Raw genomic sequence first — 22,142 nt, forward strand, 5'->3', positions numbered from 1 at the left:
TATGTTAATCCCAAAGAGAACAAAATATCGTAAACCTCACCGTGTTAGTTATGAAGGAAAAGCTAAAGGAGCTAAAAAAGTTGACTTTGGTGAATTCGGATTAATGGCATTAGATGGTGCATGAATTAATGATCATCAAATCGAAGCAGCCCGTGTTGCTTTAACACGTTACATGAAACGTGATGGAAAAGTTTGAGTAAGAATTTTCCCTCACATGTCAATGACAAAAAAACCTGCTGAAGTACGTATGGGATCTGGAAAAGGTAACCCTGAGTTTTGAGTAGCAGTTGTAAAACAAGGGACAGTAATGTTCGAAATTGCTGGCGTATCTGAAGAAATCGCAAGAGAAGCTTTAAGATTGGCTATGCATAAATTACCAATTCGTTGCAAATTTGTTAAGAGAGGTGAAGAATAATGCCTAAAAAAAATCCAATCACTGATTTAAAAGCTAAATCAGTTGATGAATTAATTCAATTAGGTGAAACTAAAAGAGCTGAATTATTCGCTCTTAAATTCCAAGCGGCTGTAGGAAGCTTAGAAAAAACTCACCATATCCCTACAATTAGAAAAGAAATTGCAAGAATTGAACTAGTTCTAGGTGAAAAACGTAGAGCTGGAGAAAACACTAACAAAACAATTAAGGCAAACTACAATGAAGCAGTAGCTAACGCTGAACAATCAGGAAAAGCAGTTCGTGAAAAGCATAGAAAAATGATCGAAGAAATGCAAGCTGAACAATTCGGTGGAGTTGATGCTGATGCTATGGCAGCTGCTATGGCAAACGGAGATAACGCAATCGAAGGAGAAAACAAATAATGGAAAGAAATACTCGTAAAGTATTAGTTGGTAAAGTTGTGTCTGACAAAATGGACAAAACTATTACTGTACTAGTTGAAACATACAAAAACCACCCTATTTACAAAAAACGTGTTAAGTATTCAAAAAAATACAAAGCACACGATGAACAACAAGTTGCTAAAATTGGTGACAAAGTTGAAATTATGGAAACACGTCCTTTATCAGCAACTAAAAACTTTAGATTAGTTAGAGTTGTAGAAAAATCAGTTCTTTAATATAAGAAAGTATAGGTAAAAAAAGATGATCCAAAACTTATCGGTATTAAAAGTAGCTGACAACTCAGGTGCTAAAGAAGTTCGTGTTATTCGTAATTTAGGTGGTTCGGTTAGAAAATTCACTGGTATTGGTGATATTATTGTTTGCTCAGTTATCTCAGCAGCTCCAGGTGGAACTGTTAAAAAAGGAACAGTAGTTAAAGCTGTTATTGTTAGAACAAAAAGAGAATTAAGAAGAGAAGATGGAACTTACATCAAATTTTCTGAAAACGCTGTTGTCTTAGTAAAAGATGACAAAAACCCACGTGGGACTCGTATCTTCGGGCCAATCGCACGTGAAGTAAAAGACGCAGGATTTGTAAAAATTGCATCTCTTGCACCAGAAGTATTATAGGAGGGAACCAAAATAATGGCTAAATCAAAATTATTAAAAGGTGATATTGTTAAAGTTATTTCTGGTTCTCGTAAAGGTGAATCAGGACCAATTACTTCATTATCAAAAGACAAAAAATTTGTAACAGTTCAAGGAATTGATGTTATTAAACATGTAAAACCTTCACAAACTGATACAGAGGGTGGAATTAAAAAAGTTCCAGCTAAATTAAATGCATCAAACGTAGGATTGTTAGACCCAAAACAAAAAGAATCAACAACTCGTGTTGGTTACTCAATTGAAAATGGTAAGAAAGTTAGAATTGCTAAAAAATCTAACTCTCAAGTTAAGTAGTAGGGAGAACGAAGAAATATGAAATCTAGATTAGAAATTAAATATACTGAACAAGTTGCTCCAGCTATATTCAAAGAACAAGGGTACAAATCAATCATGCAAGTTCCTAAAATTACAAAAATTGTAATTAACATGGGAATTGGAGATGCAACAACAGATCCTAAGAAATTAGACAATGCTGTTGCTGAATTACAATTAATTACTGGTCAAAAACCATTAGTTACTAAAGCAAAAAAATCATTGGCAGTATTTAAATTACGTGAAGGAATGCCAATCGGAACAAAAGTTACTTTAAGAGGTAAAAAAATGTACGATTTCCTTGACAAATTATTAAACGTAGCATTACCACGTGTTCGTGACTTTAGAGGGGTATCAAAAACAGCATTTGATGGTTTTGGTAACTATACACTAGGGATCAAAGAACAAATCATTTTCCCAGAAATTGATTATGATAAAGTTCAAAGAGTTCGTGGAATGGATATCACAATTGTAACAACTGCAAAATCAAACAAAGAAGCGTTCACATTATTAGAAAAAATGGGAATGCCATTCAGTAAATAATAACGGAGGGTAAGAAAAATATGGCAAAGAAATCATTAAAAGTAAAACAACAAAAACAACAAAAATTCGCTGTTAGAGCTTACACACGTTGTAATCACTGTGGAAGACCGCACGCTGTGCTAAAAAAATTCGGAATTTGCCGTCTATGCTTTAGAAAATTTGCATACGAAGGGCAAATCCCTGGTGTTAGAAAAGCATCTTGATAGAAAGTATTGAAAGGAAATAGAATATGACAACAGACGTAATTGCAGATATGCTTACTAGAATTCGTAATGCTAACCAAAGATATCTAAAAACTGTAGAAATCCCTGGCAGCAAAACGAAACTAGAAATTGCAAAAATCTTAAAAGACGAAGGATTCATTGCGAACTTCACAGTTGCTGAAAACTTTAAAAAGAACATTACTATTGAATTAAAATACAAAGGTAAAACAAGAGTAATTCAAGGGCTTAAAAAAATCTCAAAACCAGGATTAAGAGTATATGCACCAGCAAACGAAATTCCACAAGTATTGAATGGTTTAGGAATCGCAGTTGTATCAACATCACAAGGAATCATGACAGATAAGCAAGCTCGTGCCAATAAAGTTGGTGGAGAAGTACTTGCTTTCATCTGATAGAAAGGGAGAGGAAATAAGATATGTCACGTATTGGGAATAGATTATTAACGATCCCAGCTGGAGTTGAAGTAAGCATTGCTGATGACAACACAGTTACTGTTAAAGGACCAAAAGGAACTTTAGTACAAAAATTTGCTTCAGTAATTAAAATTGAAGTAAAAGAAGGTGTGCTTTCAACTGTTCGTGCTAACGAAATTAAACACACAAAACAATTACACGGAACTACTAACTCACTATTACAAGGAATGTTAGTGGGAGCAAGTGAAGGATTTAAAAAAGAACTAACTATTATCGGGGTTGGGTATAAAGCTGCTTTGGCTGGAAATAAACTAAACTTAGCTTTAGGTTATTCACACCCAATTGAATACATCATTCCTGAAGGAATTGTTGTTGAAGTACCAAAACCTACTCAAGTAATTATTAGTGGAATTAACAAACAATTAGTTGGAGAAGTTGCAGCAAATATTAGAGCATACAGAAAACCTGAACCTTACAAAGGTAAAGGAGTTAAATATGTTGATGAGTTTATTATTAGAAAAGAAGGGAAAGCTGCTGGTAAATAGCCAACGCTAAATAGAGGTAATTAAAATGAAATTTACTAAACATGAAGCAAGAAAACGTAGACATTTCCGTGTCCGTTCGAAAATTACTGGAACAACAGAACGCCCAAGATTAAACGTATACAAATCAAACACTAACTTTTATGCTCAAATTATCGATGATACTACAGGAACAACTTTAGTATCAGCTTCAACATTAAAAACTGATTTTAAATCAAAATCAAATATCGAAGCAGCAATTGCTTGTGGCCAAGAAATTGCCCAAAAAGCGAAAGCAGCTAAAATTACTGAAGTAGTATTCGATCGTGGTGGATACCAATACCACGGTAAAGTAAAAGCTTTTGCAGAAGCTGCAAGAGAAAACGGATTGAAATTCTAAGAAAGGCAGGAAGAAAAATATGGCAAACGAAAACACAAACGTAGAAGTAGTCGTAGAAGCAAAAGCTGAACAAAAAGCTCCTGCTAGAAACGGTGAAAGAAAATTCGAAAAAAGATCAAACGGACCAAGACGTTTTGAAAAACCAAAAGACGATTTTGAAGAAAGAGTTGTAACAATTAGACGTGTTACTAAAGTTACTAAAGGTGGACGTCACTTTAGATTTGCAGCAGTTGTTGTTGTAGGAAATAAAAAAGGTCAAGTTGGTCTAGGAACAGGAAAAGCAAACGAAGTGCCTGATGCAATTAAAAAAGCAATCAAAGAAGCTCGTAAAAACTTAGTATCTGTTAAATTAAAAGGAACAACTGTTCCTCACGAAATTCTAGGACAATTTGGAGCTGGACAAGTATTAATTAAACCAGCAAAACCAGGAACTGGAGTTATTGCCGGAGGACCTTCACGTGCTGTTATGGAATTAGCAGGAATATCTGATATTTACACTAAATCATTAGGACGTAATACACCAATCAATATGATTAGAGCAACTTTAGACGGTTTGCAAAAAATGCAAACTGCAAAAAGAGTCCAAGAATTAAGATTTGGTAAAGTTGTAGAAAATAAAACAGCTGATAAAGAAGCTGTTAAAGCTTAAGAAAGGAGCCTGGGTTTATGAAATTACATGAATTAAAATATACTGAAGGTAGCAAAAAAGAAGCTACTCGTGTTGGTAGAGGAATGGCTTCTGGAAAAGGTAAAACTTCTACAAGAGGTCATAAAGGACAAAATTCACGTTCTGGTGGAGGGGTTCGTCCTGGTTTTGAAGGGGGTCAAACACCTTTATTCAGAAGACTTCCAAAAGTTGGATTTACTTCAAGAAACCAAAAAGAATTCACTTTATTAAACTTAACTCAACTTGAAGCTTTAGGATTAACTACTGTTGATCACAAAACTTTAATTGAAGCCAAAGTTATTAAACGCGAAGACCAATTAGTTAAAATTTTAGCAAATGGGTCAATCTCAAAGAAAATTAATGTTAAAATTAATAAAATATCTGTTGCAGCTAAAAAAGCTATTGAAGCAGCAGGAGGAAGTGTTGAGGTAATATAGGAGATGAAAGCGAAAAAACTTACCATTAAACGTAAGACCAATTTCGTTAAGACTTCTAAAAATAAAAACGATTTTGAGAAGTCCAATTTCTTTGTTAAGAATAAAGATTTGGTTTTTAGAATCGTTTTTACTTTATTAATCTTGGTAATAATAAGAGCAGGAATGTATTTAACCGTTCCTGGTATTTCAATCTCTGATGATTATTCACAAAAAGTTAGTGATATCCAATTTTTTCAATTATTGGCAACGCTTGGAGGAGGGAGTATAGGTAAGTTCTCAATCTTAGCATTGGGTGTATCGCCTTATATTACCGCTTCGATAATTGTGCAATTACTTTCAACCGATGTTATTCCAGTCCTAACTAGATGATCTAAATCTGGTGAACGAGGACGTAAAAAAATTGATAAATTAACGAAAGTTTTAATGATTCCTTTTGCGATTATGCAAGGAGAAGCAACTGTCTTTACGTTAATTTCTCAAGGTTTAATTACACCAAAATGGAGTTTAGACACTCCTGGAATTGGACCTGCTGCATTCTATTACATTTTAGTGCCAGTGATCATGTTAGCTGGAAGTTATTTAATGTTATGAATCTCTGATCAAATCACTATTAAGGGAGTTGGAAACGGAGTTTCAATAATTATTTTCTTAGGGATTATTACAACAATGCCTAATAACTTTAAAGCAACATTCCAATTTTGAGTATCAAACAATGAACAAGCAAACATTTTCTTTGATGGAGTTATTAAATTCATCATCTATGTAGTGGTGTTCTTGTTAATAATTTTCTTTGTTGTGTTAATGAACGAAGCAGAACGAAAAATTCCGATTCAACAAACGGGATCAGGATTGGTTGATTCAAAAGATCATACTCCATATTTACCATTGAAAATAAACAATGCAGGAGTTATTCCGGTTATCTTTGCTTCTGCAATTATTTCAACACCAGTTACAATTTCCCAAATTGTGGCAGTAACAAACCCTAGCTCAGGATTTGTTGCGTTTACAAATGTGTATCTGTCCTTTGGAACTTGGTGAGGAATTGGGGTTTATGCGGTCTTAACTATTCTGTTTACATTCTTGTATGCTCAAGTTCAAATTAACCCAGAAAAGGTTGCTGAAAACTTTCAAAAATCAGGAACGTTTATTCCTGGAGTTAAACCAGGAAATGATACGAAACGTTTCTTGCAAGGAACGATTACAAGATTATCTGTTTTAGGTTCTGTTTTCTTAGCTTTAATTGCGGTGTTACCGTACATTATTTCTAAATTAACGGATCTACCTTCTAATTTAGCAATCGGGGGAACCGGATTAATCATTATTATTTCTGTAGCTATTCAAACTACTCAACAATTAAAAGGACGTATTACACAACAAAATTTAATTGATAAGAAGAAAGAAAAATTTACAGACATTAACAACGAAGAACGTTCTTCACACATTTGATAAAATACCTACGGGTATTTTTTTTCTTTTCTTGTTGGTTTTTTTTGGTTTTTTTTGGTTTTTTTGGAAAAAATACCATATAATCAAAATGGGGAAACTTTATGCTTAAGGAAATAAGATTTGAAAATATTTTAAATTATTTAAAAAATAATGATATTGCTGAAATTGAAAAAATGTCTAAAGATCTAAAAATTTCTTTAACAACTTTACGTAGAGATTTATCAGAATTAGAAATTGAAAATAAAATCGTAAAGTTGCATGGTGGAGCTAAATTAGTTAAGGAAAAACTTATTTCTGAAGATTTTTTAGAAAATAAATTGCAAACTAATGTTGAAGAAAAAAAACAATTAGCACAAATTGCTAATAGAAAAATCAAAGCAAATACTACTCTTTTTTTAGACGCTGGGTCTAATCCTTATTTTTTGGCTAAAATTATTGATCCATCACTTAACTTAACAATCGTAACTAACTCAATTATTAATGTTCAAGAACTAGTTAAAAATGGTCATCAAAAAATTTATCTTTTAGGAGGTAAATTTACAGATGTTACAGGAGCAATTCTTGGTTATGAAGCAATTGAAGCACTTAAAAATTATGCCTTTGATTTAAGTTTTGTTGGAGTTAATGCTGTTGATGATCAAGGTAATGTTTATACAACTAGTTCAGATCATGCGCAAATTAAAATTGAAATAATTAAACATTCATCTAAAGCATTTGGATTAGCAGACAGCAGCAAATTACATTCAAAATCATTTTACAAATTTACAACTATAAAAGATCTTGAAATTATAAGTTAGGAGGAAATATGCTTTATACAATTACTTTAAACCCGGCCCTTGATCACATTATCGAGACCACTGGATTTAACATCAATGAAACTAATTACTATAACAATGATTATGTTGTTATTGGTGGTAAAGGGATTAATGTTTCAGTTGTTTTAAATAATTTAAAAGCTAATGTTTTATCAACTGGGGTTATGGGTGAACATAACAAAAATGAATTTGTTAAAAAATTCACTGAGTTAAATGTTAAAAATAATTTTTTTACATTTAATGGCAAAACGAGAACCAATTTTAAAATTAAAAATTTGGCAGCAGGAGAAGAAACCGAACTTAATGGTCTAGGTGAAGAAATCCCTGAAGACATTGTTAACAATTTACTTACGTATTTAGATCAAAATATTGAACAAGATGACATAGTAATTGCGGCGGGTTCAATACCTAAATCAGTAAGCACAGATATTTATTTTAAAATTGGTCAACTTGCGAACCAAAAAAAAGCGATTTTTATTTTAGATACTTCTAAAAAACAAATGCTTGAAGGTCTTAAATCACATCCCTATTTAATTAAACCTAACATTGAAGAAATTTGTGAAATTTTGGACAAACCATTTAAAAAATACGATTTACCTGAAATTAAGATAATGATTCAAGAATTAAAAAATTTAGGTGCTCAAAATATCTTATTATCAATGGGTTCAAAAGGAAGTTTGTACTTTGATAAAAATGGAGATATATATCAAGTTGGAATTGCTGAAGGTAAGCTTGTTAATTCTGTAGGTTCTGGAGATTCTATGATCGCAGGATTTGCCTATGGTGTATATAAAAAAATGGATATTATAAAAACTTTACAATATGGATCAGCTGCTGGAGGCGCCACTGCATTTACGCAGTGGCTTGGTACAAAAGCTGAGATCGAAAATCTAGTAAATAAAATTATAGTTAAAAAAATTTAAGGAGGATATATGAAATTAATTGATTTATTTAAAAGTAAATCATCATTCTTTAACAAAGACTTAAAGTCAAAAAAAGAAGTGATTGATTTTTTAGCAGATAATTTATTAAATCAAAAAATAATTAAGTCAAAAGCTGAATTTACTAAAGCAATTTTAGCTCGTGAAAAACAAGATTCTACAGGAATTGGTGATGGAATTGCTATTCCCCACGCTTTAAACAAAACTGTTTTAGACGCTACTGTTGCTTTTGTTAGTTTAAAAAAACCAATTGAATGAGGTAGTTTAGATAATAAACCAGTGGACTTAATTTTTATGATTGCTACAAACGGAACAGATGGTGAAGAACATTTAGTAGCGTTGTCACAATTATCAACTCATTTAATGAAGTCAGAAAAACAAGCACAATTACGTAAAACTAAAACATTTACAGAGTTTAAAGCAATTTTTGCTGAAGAGAAGAAAACTGAAGTAAAACTAGTTGCAACAAATAAACATTTTGATGTTATTGGAATTACAGCTTGTCCGACTGGAATCGCTCATACTTACATGGCTCAAGAAAAACTCTTAGAATCAGCTCATGAGTTAGGTTTGACTGCCAAAATCGAAACACAAGGTCGCCGCGGAACAGAAGACAGATTAACTAAAGAAGATATTGATAATGCTAAAGTAATTATTTTAGCCCACGATAAAGCAATTGCAGGTTTAGACCGTTTTAACGGTAAAGAAGTTATTGACACAACTTCTAAAGATGCTATTTACAATGGTAAAAAATTAATTGAAAACTTTAAAGACAATCCTAAAAAAGTTGTTATTAAAGCAGCTAAATCTAAAGATGATGATAATAGTGATTTCTCATTAAAGAAATTTAAAGATATTAAAGGTAACCTGCTGGGGGGGGTATCAAGAATGTTGCCCTTCGTTGTTGCTGGGGGAATCATTTTAGGATTAGGATTCTTAATCGATTCATTAACAGGAACAACTGGAGGTAATCTGGGAGTAACAAACGAATTTGCAGGAATTTTATCAGGATTAGGTAAAACTGCAATGTTCATGATGGTTCCAATCCTTGGTGGATATATTGCTTACTCAATCGTAGGTCCGCAAGGATTAATGCCAGGAATTATTGCTGGGATGATTGCTGATGGATCAGGTGGTTTCTTGTGAGGAAAATTTAGTAATGACAACATGTGAGCGGCATTATGATCAAGAATTTTACCAAATAACATTCCAACCACTTCAGGATTTATCGGAGCAATGGTCGGAGCTTATGTAGCAGCCTTTATTGTCTTTGGTTTAACTAAAGGAATGAGTAAAATGCCAAAATCATTTGCTGGAGTTAGAGATATTGTCTTTATTCCTTTATTATCATTAATTGGAGTGGGAGTTTCAATGCTTGCATTAAGTATTCCACTTGGTTATGCAATGTTCGGAATGCAAGAAGGATTAAAATGATTAGCATACCAAAACTTAATTGTTTTAGTAGCAGGAATTTTAGGATTAATGATGTGTGTTGATATGGGAGGACCAATCAATAAAATTGCATATGTAATCGGAACTTTAACAGTTGGAGCAGCTGCTAATAAAGGTATCTATATCGAATTTATTCAAAATGGAACAACTTATAACTATGCTTCAATCTTTATGGGAGCATCGATGGCTGCTGGAATGATTCCACCATTGGGAATTGCCTTATGTACAGTTGTCTTTAAAAAGACATGAGCCGCTAAAGAACGTGATGCCGCCAAAGCTAACTGATTAATGGGTGCGTTTTTCATTACTGAAGGAGCAATTCCATTTATGGTTAGTGATCCAAAAAGAATTTCAGTTTCTGCATTAGTTGGTGGAACAATTACTGGGCTTTTAGTTGGAGCATTAGAAATTGGACTTGGTTCACCTCATGGGGGAGTTGTAGTTTTCCCACTCTTAAGATCTTTCTTATTTGAAGGACAACTTGGTGTAGCAATGGGAATTGTTTTCTACATTTTAGCAATTATTGTCGGAGTAGCAATTATGGCTTTAATATTAGGATTCTGAAAAACAGCTGATATTAAAAAAGGAAAATTATTAGTTGAATCAGAAATTGTTAAAAAAGAAAAAGTTAGAGTTGCTAAAAAAGCTATTAGAGCTTAATTAATAAAAAAAGATAAGTTTAAACTTATCTTTTTTTATTCCTATAATTTTTATTACAACAGACCCAAAAAATTAATTTATTATTTATTTTAAATTAGGTAAAATATACTTATATATAAAGAGAAAGTGTGAAATAAATGAATATTATTTTATTAGGGGCTCCGGGTTCAGGAAAAGGAACTCAAGCAGAAAAATTAGTTGAAAGAATGCATTTAACGCAATTTTCAACAGGAGATATTTTTCGTCGTAACATTAGTGAAAATACCCCTTTAGGAGTTGAAGCTGCTAAATATATGAATGAAGGTAAATTGGTACCTGATGCAATTACTAATGCAATGGTTGAAAATGCTTTACAAGCAAAACACGACGGATTTATTTTTGATGGATATCCAAGAACTATTGAACAAGCTGATGCACTAGGAATTATGTTGGTTAAATTAGGTTCAACAATTGACCATGTTATTTATATTGATGTTGACAAACAGATTTTATTAAACAGAATTGCTGGTAGAGTGGTTTGCCCAAAATGTAAACGTTCTTACCACATAACTTCTCGTCCACCAAAAACCACAGGCATTTGCGATTATGATCAAGTCAAACTAGAACGTCGCCCTGATGATGAACCAAGCAAAGTACAAGTGAGATTAGATGCATATGAATCTCAAACAGCACCATTGATTGATTATTATAAAAATATTGAAACTTTAATCCATGTCGATGCACAAGAAATGGATGGAGAATCTGTTTATAAAATTATCCAAAAGGCAATTAGTGAATAATGGTAACTGTTAAAAATTATGAACAAATCAGCAAAATGAAAATTGCTGGTAAAGTTTTAGGTGAAGCAATTGCAATGTTAAAAGAGAAAACTCAAATTGGAGTTAACTGTTTAGATTTAGATAAAGCTTTTGAAGAGTTTATTACTAAAAAAGGTTGCACTTCAAACTTTAAGGGTTACGGAGGTTTTCCAAAAACTATTTGCATTTCGATTAATGATCAATTAGTCCACGGAATTCCACAAAATAGAGTACTTGAAGATGGGGATATTGTGTCTATTGATACAGGCTGTGTTTTTGAAGGCTATCATGCTGATGCTGCTTTTACTAAAATTGTTGGAAATCCAAAAAATGATCAAGCAGTGCAATTATTAAATGTAACTGAAGAATCACTTAATTTAGCAATCAAAATGCTAAAATCAGGTGTTCGAATTGGTGATATTGGTCATACAATTCAAAGTTATGTTGAATCATTTGGTTTTAGTGTTCCTAGAGAATACACAGGTCACGGAATTGGCACAGCAATGCATGAAGATCCGTTTATTCCTAATTATGGAGCTGCCGGAACTGGAATGCGTTTAACTGAAGGAATGATCATTTGTATTGAACCGATGGTTCAAGTTGGACATTTCTCAACAAAAGTAGCTTCTGATAAGTGAACAGTTTATTCAAAAGACGGCAGCATGGCCGCTCATTTCGAACACACTATTTTAATCACTCAAGATTCATGTGAAGTATTAACCAAATAACAAAATTAGATAAATTTATGTTTTTAGTTAAATAAAAACAACTTGAATTAATTCCGATTCTAAAGTTATTTTGAAGGTTTTGAGTACTCAAAAAAAAATTAATAAAAAATGTATCGTTATTACAAAACATGACAAAACAACCCGAAAAATATTTTTGGGTTGTTTTTATTTAATTAAATTTTTAATAACTAAATAAATATTTTTTAAGTAATTAAAAAAGCCGCCTTTTGTCTTTTATTAAATCTCTTGAAGTATTTAAATAATTAATGTATGTAAATTAATTTTAATAAAGAAGGGAGACATAATTATGAATATGCCCCAAAAGGTTATCGTATATTCTCCGTGCGATGGTGAAATTAAAAAGCTAAAAGAATTAAATGATGGATTTTTTTCAGAAGGTCTACTTGGAGAAGGATTTTATATATTACCAAAATCTTCAGATTTTTATTCACCTTTTGAAAACGGAAAAATGTTACAAATTTTTAATACAAAACATGCTTTTTTTATCGAAGATCAGAGTGGAGTTAATCTTTTAATTCATATTGGTCTTGATACTGTTGTTTTGGAAGGCAAACCTTATAATGTCTTGGTGAAAACTGGAGACCTATTAAATTTAAAAACAATATTTACAAAAGTAAATTTTAAATTAATTAAGGAAAAAAAATTAAGTTTAGCTACTCCAATAGTTTTAGATAATAATGAAAACCCAGGTTGAAAATTTGTTTGAAAAACAAAAGCAAAAGAAGTGAAACACGGAGATAAAATCGGTTATTTAATTTATACAAAACCAAAATCACAAGTAATAAGCAATCAAAAAAAACCATTGTTTTCTTTTAAAGATGCAATTAAAAATGGTATATCTTTTAAAAATAGGTATGAAGAAATAGCTTCAAATATTTATCATGCTGTAGGAGAAAAAAATAACTACGAGAAATATTATAATTGCGTGACACGTTTGAGGTTTATTATTAAAGATAAGTCTTTAGTTAATGAACAAGAAATTAAGAAAAACAAAATAGTCAAAGGAATTGTTTGAAGTGGTTCTGAAATTCAAATAATTATTGGAGGAGAAGTAGAAAAACTGAAAGAAGGGTTAGATCAATATTTGGATAATTTTTTAAAATCTCAAAATTTTGAACTAAATAACAAAAAAATTGAAAACAAAAGTTTAGGTAAAACATTTTTAGCTTTAATAAAAGGTGTAATTATGCCCGGTTTACCATTTATGATAGGAGTTGGAATATTAAATGCTCTTGCTGCAATTTTTCAACAAGCTGGTTTAATTGAAAATGTTGCTCCTTCAGCACCCTTTGAGTCTTATACAATAGCAACACAATTAATATATTTAATTGGTGGTGGAGCTTTGTTGTTTATGGGAATTTTTTTCACATATAATGCTGTGAAATATTTTGGAGGGAACCCAATTTTAGGACTCGGAATGGGTTTAATATTAACGGCCCCAATTTTATTTAAAGGCAATCTTGTAATTAGTGGTAATGGGGTGATTTCGGCAACTCCGTGAAGTTTGCCATTAATAACTTCAAAATTAAATGGCTTAGATTATGTTTGAATGAAAATAGGACCATCTCCAGGTTCTATAATAACAGCAATCATTGTTGCTTATATTTTTGTAAAAGCAGAAAAATTTGCGAAAAACAATTTTCCTAATTGAAGCCAATCAATATCAACGCCAACATTTAGTATTTTTATAGCTTCTTTCTTAGCGTTTTTTATTGTTTCTCCAATAGTTTCATCATTTGAAGCAATAATAGGATTTATATTTTCTTATATGGATAAAATCCCATTCGGCTTATCAATTGGCTTGTTTGCTCTTTTATGACAACCACTTGTTTTAACTGGTGCTCATGGAGCCTTAATAACAATTTTACAAATGCCTATGATGAATGATCCTGAACCATACATTTTAGGAATTAAAACAATTCAAATTTTAGCGGGAATAACATTTGGAACATTGGGGCAAGTAGGTGCTGGTATTGGTCTTGCATTTATTACAAAAAATAAAAGTATTTCACAAATTTTATATGGTGGTATACCAGCTGGTTTATTTGGAATTACAGAACCAATTATTTTTGGTGCAAATCTTCCTAAATTTAAACCATTCTTATATGGATGTCTAGGTTCTGGAATAGCAGGATTTGTAGCTGGAGCAATGGGGGCCACTTATTATGCCGGAATTGCCACAGGTATGGGTGGGTTGTTCTCGATATTAAATGCAAACGGACCTAATGGAGACACTAAATCTTTAATAGCTACTATTATTGGATTTGCCATATCTTTATCACTACCTGCTTTGCTGGTTGCATTTCTTGCAAAAGATCGTTTAAGCGAAACTAGAGGTATTAACCTAACAAATAAAATTGTTAATAAAATTGTAAAATCAAAAAATATTTCAAATAAAATTCTTTTATCAAGCACAAAAGATTTAAATTCTTTTTATACAAAAGAAATTATTTCAAAAATTAAAACATTTGAAAAAAATGAATCCAAAATTCAAAATATTGTTAGCAGAATAAATTTTTTGCACGACAAAGATGAAGTAAACAAAAACAATTTAGCAAATAAATTCAATAAATATAAAAATAGTTTAGAATTATCAAAACATAAATCTAAACTTGAAAAGAAAATGCAAAATATTATAGAAAAGCTTAATAATTCAAAATTTGAAATCAAAATAAAAAAATATGAACTTGATTTAGAAAAACAAAAAGTAAATAATTCACAAATTGAAAAAGAAATTAAAATTTTTACCAATAACAATATTATAAAAGCACAAAACATTACAAATGTTTTAAAAAAAATAATAAGCGTAAAAGTGGCTAATAAAATTTTTAACAAATACTGAAATTCACTTAATTCGGTGTTTATTAATTTTGGCTACGAAGATAAAAAGAAAGATAAATTTTCTAAACAGGACAAAAACATTTTAAAAAATATTTAAAATTTAAGGGGACAAAATGAAAAAAACTATAAATAGCAATTTCCTTTGAGGAGGAAGCACAAGCGCTTATCAAATTGAAGGTGGCTGAAATGAAGATGGTAAAGAAATGTCTGTTCAAGATACTAAAACTAATATTCCAAAAAATACAACAGATTTCAAATTTGCATCAGATCATTATCATCATTGAAGAGAAGGTGTTGCAATGATGGCAGAAATGGGATTTAAAAGTTATAGATTTTCAATTTCTTGGACTAGAGTATGAAGTTATAAAAATAATAAAGCAAACGAAAAAGGAATTAAATTTTATAGGGATTTAATTAATGAATTATTAAAACATAGAATCGAACCTATAGTAACTATGTATCATTTTGATTTGCCCGATTTTTTAGAAAAAAAGGGTGGTTGAAATTCAAGAGAGACAATCGAGGAATTTGTTAATTATGCAAAGTTATTAATTGATAATTTTGGAAAAAAAGTTAAATATTGATTAACTATTAATGAACAAAATATGATGACATTAGCTTCTGGTGCAATATCGGGTTTAAGAGATTATACATTAAAAGAAATTTATCAGCAAAATCATAATATGTTTTTAGCACAAGCAAAAGTTATTAAATTAATTCATGAATTAACATCCGCAAAAGTAGGACCTGCGCCAAACATATCATCAATATATCCTAATAGTAGTGCTCCAGAAGACAATTTAGCAGCTTTAACATTTTCAAATATTCGTAATTGATTTTATTTAGATATTGCGGTATTTGGCAAATATAATGTTTTTGCACTTGATATGCTAAATAAAAATGATTCAATGTTTGATGTTAAACCAGAAGATATGAAAATTTTAAATAATCCTTTATCAAAACCAGATTTTATTGCATTTAACTATTATGCTTCAGGGACGGTTAAAGCAACTGATCCTAACAAAAATTATATTTCAAAATATGGCGGTAAACTTGATCAACAAACTGGATTTGGTTTAAAGGGCTTTTATGAACAAGTTCAAAATCCAAACTTAAAGAAAACTCAATTTGGTTGAGAAATAGATGCTGTTGGTTTTAAAAATACAATGTTAGAATTAACCTCAAGATATAATTTGCCGCTTTTACTTACAGAAAACGGAATCGGAGGTTATGATGAGCTTGATGAAAAGAATCAAATAAATGATCAATACAGAATTGATTATTATAAAAATCATTTAAAAGAAATGCTAAAAGCTATTGAAATGGGTGTTGATTTAATTGGTTACAATCCTTGAAGTGCAATTGACTTAGTCTCAACTCATGAAGGAATCAAAAAACGTTACGGTTTTGTTTTTGTCAATAGAACTGAAGATGATCTTAAAGATTTAAAACGCTATCCTAAAAAATCTTTTGCTTGATATAAAAAAGTAATTGCTACTAACGGCAAAGATTTAAAATAATTAATTAACCCCTATTTAGATACAGGGGTTATTATTTTATTGGTCTACTACATTTGGGCATGACATCAAAAGAGGTATAAATGAAAAATAATTTTAATAAATTAATAGAAGTAGCAAATTCCCTTGAAAATTCTTCTTATAAAATAATTGCTGAAACTATATTGAAAAATTTCAAAAAGGGTTGTTTTTTATCACAACAAAAATTATCTGAAGAAGCACATGTATCAGCACCTTTAATAACTATTTTTTGTCAGAAAATTGGTTATAGTGGTTATCGAGAATTTTTAATATATTTAAAATTAGATTATGAAAAATATTTTAGTAGAAATAATATTAATTTAAATATGCAAAAAAAGAAGTACTCATTAAATATTGATTATATGCGTGAAATTTATGACAATTTTTTTAAAGACATTATTCTTAGCTCAAATTTTTTTGAAAAATTTATAAAAAATTTAAATAAATTACAAAATTTAATAATTTATAATAGTCATCAAACTAATAAAGTTGGAGATTTTATAATGAATTTATTGAATGGAAAAGGTTTCAAAAGTGTAAAAAATTTTAATCCAAGCGAAAACGATATTAATTCTTGGCAAAATTATTGTCATGCAAATGCTATTTATTTATTTTTTTTATTAGGTCATGACACTAATGAAATTATGGATGCAATTCAAAACAATGAAAATAGGGAGAAAATCTTTATAATAACTAGTAACGGACAAAAAGAAAAAGTTCAAGATTTCCCCAATGTTTTTGTAATTTCATCTCACATTGCTTATAACGATTTTTTTTATAGAACAATTCTTTTACAAACTATGTTTTTAATAGTTTGTGAAAGTTTAAAAATAGAAAAAATTTAACTATGATAATATGCCGAAATTTAAAGTGTAAAATTAAACATACATAAAATATTTTGGTGCCTTATGTTATACTTAATAAGGTGACATTTTGTATTAAGCATGCCTGCAGTTTGCTTAAGGTGTCATTAGCAGAAAGAAAGGAGAACTAAAATTATGGCTAAAGAAGACTTGTTAGAAGTTGAAGGAATTGTTGTTGAGGTTCTTCCTAACGCTGCATTTAAAGTGAAATTGGAAAACGAAATTGTTATCGATGCCCACGTGTCGGGTAAAATCCGAATGAATTACATTCGCATCTTACCCGGAGACAAGGTAACAGTTGCTATTTCACCATATGATATGACACGTGGAAGAATTACTTACAGATTTAAATAATCAAAAGTAATTAGTTAACTTAGTTATCTAAGTTATTTTTTTGTTTTTCTAAACAAAAAGAATCAATAGACAAAAAAGTACGGAGGTTCACGATGAAAGTAAGATCATCAGTCAAAAAAATGTGCGACAACTGTCGTGTTATTAGACGTAAAGGCCGCGTAATGATTATTTGTGCTCAACCAAAGCATAAACAACGTCAAGGTTAATTATTAGTCTAAAAAATTTATTCAGAAAGGAAACGAAATATGGCTCGTATTAATGGAGTTGAAATCCCAAATGATAAAAGAGTTGTTATCGCTTTAACATACATCTATGGTGTAGGGTTAACAACTTCGCAAGAAATCTTAGCTAAAACAAAAATTAGCGAAGAAATTCGTGTTAAAGATTTAACAGAAGAACAAATTAAAATAATTTCTTCAGCATTAGCAACAGTTAAAACTGAAGGAGAATTAAGAAGAGAAGTTTCTTTAAACATTAAACGTTTAATGGAAAATGGAAGCTACAGAGGACTACGTCACCGTAAAGGGCTTCCAGCAAGAGGACAATCTTCAAAAACAAACGCAAGAACAGTTAAAGGTCCTAGAAAAACTGTAGCTAACAAGAAAAAATAGGTAGAAGGAGAATATTAAGATGGCAAATCCAAAACCACAAGGTAAAAAACGTATCAAGAAAAATATTCCTAAAGGTATCGCTCACGTTCATTCTACTTTTAACAATACAATTGTTACTATTAGTGATGAAAAAGGTAATGTATTATCATGATCTTCAGCAGGTGCTTTAGGATTTAAAGGTTCTAAAAAATCAACACCTTATGCAGCACAAATGATCGCAGAAGCTGCTGCAAAAGGAGCAATGGATAATGGGGTTAAAACTATTTCTGTTGAAGTTAAAGGTCCAGGACCAGGAAGAGATGCAGCTGTAAGAAGTTTACAAGCAGCTGGATTAGAAATCACAGCAATTAAAGATACAACACCAATCCCACATAATGGAGTGCGTCCACCAAAACGCCCAAGAGGTTAAGATGAAGCAATTTATGAGACCAGAATTCACTCTTCTTAAAGAGGAAAATAATAAAACATATGGTAAGTTTATGGTTGAACCACTTGAAAGAGGATTCGGAGTTACTCTAGGAAACGCAATTAGAAGAACTTTATTAGCAGCAACCCCTGGAGCAGCAGTATTCGCAATCAAACTTGACGGTGCGGCTCATGAATTTACAGCAATCAACGGAATTGTTGAAAATGTATCAAGAATAATCTTGAACATTAAAAACTTAGTTTTAAAAATTGATGAAAAAATGTATAGTGATGATGAAGTAGTTGAATTAAAAATCAAATCATCAGTAACTGGACCAGTTAAAGCTGCAGAACTTGTAGTTCCTGCTGGAGTTGAAGTTTTAAATAAAGATTTACACATCGCAACAATCGCTGATGGAGGAGTTTTTAATTTAACATTATTTGCTAAAAACTCACGTGGATATAAATCATTTAAAGACAACAAAAAAGAAAAGGGTGTAGAAAATGGAGCAATTACAATTGATTCAAACTACTCACCAATCGTTAAAGTTGCTTACAATGTAGATACTACTAAAATCGGTCGTTCAATTGATTTAGAAAAATTAGAAATCGAAGTTAATACTGATGGATCAATTACAGCTGTTGAAGCAATTGCAACAGCTGCTAAAGTTCTTGTAGCACACTTAGAGTTCTTTGTTAACTTGTCTTCACAATTAGATAATGTTGAAATTATTGGAATTGCTGATGAAGATGAAAAAGAATTAGATAAAACAGTTGAAGAATTAGACTTTACACAAAGAAGTTTAAACTGTTTAAAACGTGCCGGAATTGATAGCTTAAGAGAATTAGTTTCTCGTAGTGAAGATGAAATCCAAGAAATTAGAAACTTAGGACGTAAATCATTTAAAGAAATTAAAGATAAAGTTGCTCAATTAAGTTTAACTTTTAAACAAGTATAAGAAATAGAATTTAGGAGGTAAAAATTAATGTCATACATTCCCAAAAGAGGTAAGAATACAGCATGAAGACAATCTCTTATGCGTAACTTAACTTCAGAATTAATTATTTCTGAAAAATTAGAAATAACTGAAACTAGAGCTAAAGAATTAAGAAAACATTTTGATAAAATGATCACTTTAGCAAAACGCGGAGATTTACACGCAAGAAGACAAGCGGCTGCTTGATTGCGTGATATTGAAACAGCTAAACAAGAACCAATTTTAACAAAATTATTTACTGATTTAGCAAAAAGATATAAATCAAGAAATGGTGGATACACTAGAATTCTTAAATTAGATAATCGTAAAGGTGATAACGCCCCAATCGTAATTATCGAATTGGTATAGTCTTAAAAAAATAAACCATTTTCGGTTTATTTTTTTGTTTTATCTTGTTTCTATTTTATAAAAATTATAAAATACATAATAGATTGTATTTAATTATAATAATGGAGGTTTATTTATTATGTCATTACAAAAATTTAAAGAAATAAAATTAACAGATAATGACTTAAATGAATTTAAGTTATTACTAAGTGAATTTTATTTAAAAAAAGCAACTGAACAAGAAAAATTGTTTGTAGCTCGTAAAGCTTTAAAAAGAGAAGAAATCTCAAAAGAAGAGTTTACAAAAATCAAAAATCATGTGGAATTATTAAATAATGAATATGCAAAAATTGCCGTGAGCAAAGCCTTTAAAGAAAATTACAAGAATGCCAAATTTTTATTAAAACCAATTAAAGAAGGCCACGTCGATTTTGCTAATGCTAAAAGCGAACTTGCTTTTGCTCGTCATATGTATAGAGAATCAAAAACGGTCATTAAAGAACGTGGACGTGGAGCTCAGTTAGAAAAATTAAATGACATTGCTGTTGAAGTTAAAAAATTAAGTTTTAAATATGGACCTGAATTTCCTTACGCTTTATCGAATGTTAATTTTCAAATTAAACATGGAGAGTATGTAACCATAATTGGACACAACGGTTCTGGTAAATCAACTTTATCAAAAATTTTGATTGGAGTGTTAACTCCTGAGGTTGGAGATTTACAAATTTTTGGAAACACTGTAAACAAAAACACCTTAGACCAAATTCGTCGTTTCTTAGGAATTGTTTTTCAAAATCCTGATAATCAATTTATTGGTTCAACAGTTAGAGCAGATATCGCTTTTGGCTTAGAAAATAAACGTGTTGATCCTAAAGACATGGAAACAATGATTACTTCGGCTGCTAAAAAAGTTCGTATGACTGACTTTTTAGATCATGAGCCTCTAAATTTATCTGGAGGACAAAAACAACGTGTGGCAATTGCTTCAACTTTAGCTTTAAATCCAGACATTATCATTTTTGATGAAGCTACTTCAATGCTAGATCCTAAAGGTAAAAGAGAAATCAAAGAAATTATGGTTCAACTACGCGATGCGGGAAATAAAACAATTATTTCAATAACTCATGATATGGATGAAATTTTAAATGCCGATAAAGTAATTGTAATGAACGGTGGTAAATTAGTAAAAATGGGAACTCCAAGTGAAGTTTTATCAGATAAAGAGTTCTTGCGTTCTATTCATTTAGATATTCCGTTTATTGCAAATGTTGAAGAGAAATTACAAAATGTGGGAATTAATGTTTCTGGTTCAAAAAATATGGATGAGTTGGTGGATAAATTATGGCAAAAAAAATAATTGATAACAAAGAAAAACAACTTCAAAAACAATATATGAATGAATTAAAAGCTGATCGTAAAGCGAAAAAGGTTTTTGATTTTTCGGGTGATATTGTTTTAGAAAATGTTTCATACACATACTCAAAAAAAACTCCCTTTGAATTTAGAGCATTGGATAACGCTAACTTAACGATTACTAAGGGAAAAATCACTTGTGTAATCGGTACTACTGGTTCAGGAAAATCAACATTAATTCAATTGACTAATGGTTTATTAGTGAGTGAAACAGGAAGAACAATTATTGGTGATTATCAAATTCCTGCATCAATTGAAAAAATTAACGAAGTTAAAGAATTAAGAAAAGAAATCGGATTAGTTTTTCAATTTCCTGAATATCAATTATTTCAAGAAACTGTGGAAAAAGATATCGCTTTTGGTCCGATCAATTTGGGTGGTAATAAATTAGAGGCTTATCGTCAAGTTCCTGATTTATTAAAAATAATTGACATTCCTGCTGATTACTTAACACGTTCACCTTTTGAATTATCAGGAGGACAAAAACGTCGTGTGGCCATTGCTGGAATTATTGCAATGAATGGTAACACATTAGTACTTGATGAACCTACGGGAGGTTTAGATCCTCAAGGTGAAAATGATTTCATGGAATTATTTTTGAAATTAAATCGTGAACAAGGCAAAAGAATTGTTATGGTTACTCACAATATGGACCAAGTATTAAGAATCGCCGATGAAGTTGTGGTTTTACACAAAGGAAAATTAATTGATCGTGGAACACCATTTGAAATTTTTGGTAATGAGAAATTATTGAAAACAATTGAAATTGATGCTCCAAAAATTTATCAATTAATTTACAAATTAAAAGAAAAAGGTTTAGATTTAACCAAAAAAGCAATTCGAACAGAAACTGATTTTGCAAAAGAATATAGTTTAGCGATATCAAATAAGAAAAAATAGAAAGGAGTA

General features: G+C 30.6%; 29 protein-coding genes. All 29 read left to right on the forward strand.

Features of this window, described 5'->3' with window-relative positions; all coding sequences use genetic code 4:
• Position 1: 1 nt before the first annotated feature.
• The 29 genes from rplP (at position 2) to ESOMN_RS00820 (ending at position 22,133) form a co-directional block, all read left to right on the forward strand.
• The gene (gene rplP / locus ESOMN_RS00680; RefSeq protein ID WP_024863792.1) at positions 2-415 is read left to right on the forward strand and encodes a 50S ribosomal protein L16; all 414 of its coding nucleotides are present in this window, start codon (positions 2-4) and stop codon (positions 413-415) included.
• The gene (rpmC, locus tag ESOMN_RS00685; RefSeq protein ID WP_024863791.1) at positions 415-816 is read left to right on the forward strand and encodes a 50S ribosomal protein L29; all 402 of its coding nucleotides are present in this window, start codon (positions 415-417) and stop codon (positions 814-816) included. Before rplP ends, rpmC begins: the two co-directional genes overlap by 1 nt.
• Complete coding sequence (rpsQ, locus tag ESOMN_RS00690; RefSeq protein WP_024863790.1) at positions 813-1,073, forward strand: 30S ribosomal protein S17; 261 nt, start codon at positions 813-815, stop codon at positions 1,071-1,073. The genes rpmC and rpsQ overlap by 4 nt, the downstream gene beginning before the upstream one ends.
• Before the next feature lie 25 nt (positions 1,074-1,098).
• Entirely contained in the window at positions 1,099-1,467 is a 369-nt protein-coding gene (rplN, locus tag ESOMN_RS00695; RefSeq protein WP_024863789.1) for a 50S ribosomal protein L14, read from the forward strand.
• Between the two features lie 15 nt (positions 1,468-1,482).
• A complete protein-coding gene (gene rplX, locus ESOMN_RS00700; RefSeq protein ID WP_024863788.1) occupies positions 1,483-1,800 on the forward strand; it encodes a 50S ribosomal protein L24 in 318 nt (105 codons plus the stop codon).
• 18 nt (positions 1,801-1,818) lie between these two features.
• Complete coding sequence (gene rplE, locus ESOMN_RS00705) at positions 1,819-2,361, forward strand: 50S ribosomal protein L5 (protein ID WP_024863787.1); 543 nt, start codon at positions 1,819-1,821, stop codon at positions 2,359-2,361.
• Between the two features lie 20 nt (positions 2,362-2,381).
• Positions 2,382-2,567 carry a type Z 30S ribosomal protein S14 gene (locus tag ESOMN_RS00710; protein ID WP_024863786.1) on the forward strand — a complete coding sequence of 62 codons (186 nt, stop codon included), beginning with the start codon at positions 2,382-2,384 and terminating at the stop codon, positions 2,565-2,567.
• A gap of 23 nt (positions 2,568-2,590) precedes the next feature.
• Positions 2,591-2,980, forward strand: a complete 390-nt coding sequence (gene rpsH, locus ESOMN_RS00715; RefSeq protein ID WP_024863785.1) for a 30S ribosomal protein S8 — start codon at positions 2,591-2,593, stop codon at positions 2,978-2,980.
• A gap of 20 nt (positions 2,981-3,000) precedes the next feature.
• Positions 3,001-3,543: a 50S ribosomal protein L6 gene (gene rplF, locus ESOMN_RS00720; RefSeq protein WP_024863784.1), complete on the forward strand. Its 543-nt coding sequence runs from the start codon at positions 3,001-3,003 to the stop codon at positions 3,541-3,543.
• Positions 3,544-3,568: 25 nt separating this feature from the next.
• Positions 3,569-3,919, forward strand: a complete 351-nt coding sequence (gene rplR, locus ESOMN_RS00725) for a 50S ribosomal protein L18 (RefSeq protein WP_024863783.1) — start codon at positions 3,569-3,571, stop codon at positions 3,917-3,919.
• 19 nt (positions 3,920-3,938) lie between these two features.
• On the forward strand, positions 3,939-4,568 hold the full coding sequence (gene rpsE, locus ESOMN_RS00730; protein WP_024863782.1) for a 30S ribosomal protein S5: 630 nt from the start codon (positions 3,939-3,941) through the stop codon (positions 4,566-4,568).
• A gap of 17 nt (positions 4,569-4,585) precedes the next feature.
• Positions 4,586-5,023 (forward strand): 50S ribosomal protein L15, encoded by a 438-nt coding sequence (rplO, locus tag ESOMN_RS00735; RefSeq protein ID WP_024863781.1) that lies wholly within the window; start codon positions 4,586-4,588, stop codon positions 5,021-5,023.
• A gap of 3 nt (positions 5,024-5,026) precedes the next feature.
• On the forward strand, positions 5,027-6,472 hold the full coding sequence (gene secY, locus ESOMN_RS00740) for a preprotein translocase subunit SecY (protein WP_024863780.1): 1,446 nt from the start codon (positions 5,027-5,029) through the stop codon (positions 6,470-6,472).
• A 98-nt stretch (positions 6,473-6,570) separates the two neighbouring features.
• On the forward strand, positions 6,571-7,266 hold the full coding sequence (locus ESOMN_RS00745) for a DeoR/GlpR family DNA-binding transcription regulator (protein WP_024863779.1): 696 nt from the start codon (positions 6,571-6,573) through the stop codon (positions 7,264-7,266).
• An 8-nt stretch (positions 7,267-7,274) separates the two neighbouring features.
• A complete protein-coding gene (gene pfkB, locus ESOMN_RS00750; protein WP_024863778.1) occupies positions 7,275-8,207 on the forward strand; it encodes a 1-phosphofructokinase in 933 nt (310 codons plus the stop codon).
• A 9-nt stretch (positions 8,208-8,216) separates the two neighbouring features.
• Positions 8,217-10,337 (forward strand): PTS fructose transporter subunit IIABC, encoded by a 2,121-nt coding sequence (locus ESOMN_RS00755; protein ID WP_024863777.1) that lies wholly within the window; start codon positions 8,217-8,219, stop codon positions 10,335-10,337.
• A 137-nt stretch (positions 10,338-10,474) separates the two neighbouring features.
• Complete coding sequence (locus ESOMN_RS00760; protein ID WP_024863776.1) at positions 10,475-11,116, forward strand: adenylate kinase; 642 nt, start codon at positions 10,475-10,477, stop codon at positions 11,114-11,116.
• On the forward strand, positions 11,116-11,862 hold the full coding sequence (map, locus tag ESOMN_RS00765; protein WP_024863775.1) for a type I methionyl aminopeptidase: 747 nt from the start codon (positions 11,116-11,118) through the stop codon (positions 11,860-11,862). The genes ESOMN_RS00760 and map overlap by 1 nt, the downstream gene beginning before the upstream one ends.
• A gap of 307 nt (positions 11,863-12,169) precedes the next feature.
• Entirely contained in the window at positions 12,170-14,821 is a 2,652-nt protein-coding gene (locus ESOMN_RS00770) for a PTS sugar transporter subunit IIABC (RefSeq protein WP_024863774.1), read from the forward strand.
• Between the two features lie 16 nt (positions 14,822-14,837).
• On the forward strand, positions 14,838-16,244 hold the full coding sequence (locus ESOMN_RS00775; RefSeq protein WP_024863773.1) for a glycoside hydrolase family 1 protein: 1,407 nt from the start codon (positions 14,838-14,840) through the stop codon (positions 16,242-16,244).
• Between the two features lie 80 nt (positions 16,245-16,324).
• The gene (locus tag ESOMN_RS00780; protein WP_024863772.1) at positions 16,325-17,107 is read left to right on the forward strand and encodes a MurR/RpiR family transcriptional regulator; all 783 of its coding nucleotides are present in this window, start codon (positions 16,325-16,327) and stop codon (positions 17,105-17,107) included.
• A 153-nt stretch (positions 17,108-17,260) separates the two neighbouring features.
• A complete protein-coding gene (gene infA / locus ESOMN_RS00785; protein WP_024863771.1) occupies positions 17,261-17,479 on the forward strand; it encodes a translation initiation factor IF-1 in 219 nt (72 codons plus the stop codon).
• Positions 17,480-17,571: 92 nt separating this feature from the next.
• Positions 17,572-17,685 carry a 50S ribosomal protein L36 gene (gene rpmJ / locus ESOMN_RS00790; protein WP_024863770.1) on the forward strand — a complete coding sequence of 38 codons (114 nt, stop codon included), beginning with the start codon at positions 17,572-17,574 and terminating at the stop codon, positions 17,683-17,685.
• A 39-nt stretch (positions 17,686-17,724) separates the two neighbouring features.
• Positions 17,725-18,090 (forward strand): 30S ribosomal protein S13, encoded by a 366-nt coding sequence (gene rpsM, locus ESOMN_RS00795; RefSeq protein ID WP_024863769.1) that lies wholly within the window; start codon positions 17,725-17,727, stop codon positions 18,088-18,090.
• A 19-nt stretch (positions 18,091-18,109) separates the two neighbouring features.
• Positions 18,110-18,499: a 30S ribosomal protein S11 gene (gene rpsK / locus ESOMN_RS00800; protein ID WP_024863768.1), complete on the forward strand. Its 390-nt coding sequence runs from the start codon at positions 18,110-18,112 to the stop codon at positions 18,497-18,499.
• A gap of 1 nt (position 18,500) precedes the next feature.
• A complete protein-coding gene (locus ESOMN_RS00805) occupies positions 18,501-19,454 on the forward strand; it encodes a DNA-directed RNA polymerase subunit alpha (RefSeq protein WP_024863767.1) in 954 nt (317 codons plus the stop codon).
• A 27-nt stretch (positions 19,455-19,481) separates the two neighbouring features.
• Positions 19,482-19,841 carry a 50S ribosomal protein L17 gene (gene rplQ / locus ESOMN_RS00810; protein ID WP_024863766.1) on the forward strand — a complete coding sequence of 120 codons (360 nt, stop codon included), beginning with the start codon at positions 19,482-19,484 and terminating at the stop codon, positions 19,839-19,841.
• A 118-nt stretch (positions 19,842-19,959) separates the two neighbouring features.
• Positions 19,960-21,177, forward strand: coding sequence for an energy-coupling factor transporter ATPase (locus ESOMN_RS00815; protein ID WP_034942658.1), 1,218 nt, complete (start codon positions 19,960-19,962; stop codon positions 21,175-21,177).
• Between the two features lie 35 nt (positions 21,178-21,212).
• Positions 21,213-22,133: an energy-coupling factor transporter ATPase gene (locus ESOMN_RS00820; RefSeq protein ID WP_024863764.1), complete on the forward strand. Its 921-nt coding sequence runs from the start codon at positions 21,213-21,215 to the stop codon at positions 22,131-22,133.
• The last annotated feature ends 9 nt before the right edge of the window (positions 22,134-22,142 follow it).

Origin of the sequence: Williamsoniiplasma somnilux, assembly GCF_002804005.1 — a bacterium.
GTDB lineage: Bacteria > Bacillota_I > Bacilli_A > Mycoplasmatales > Mycoplasmataceae > Williamsoniiplasma > Williamsoniiplasma somnilux.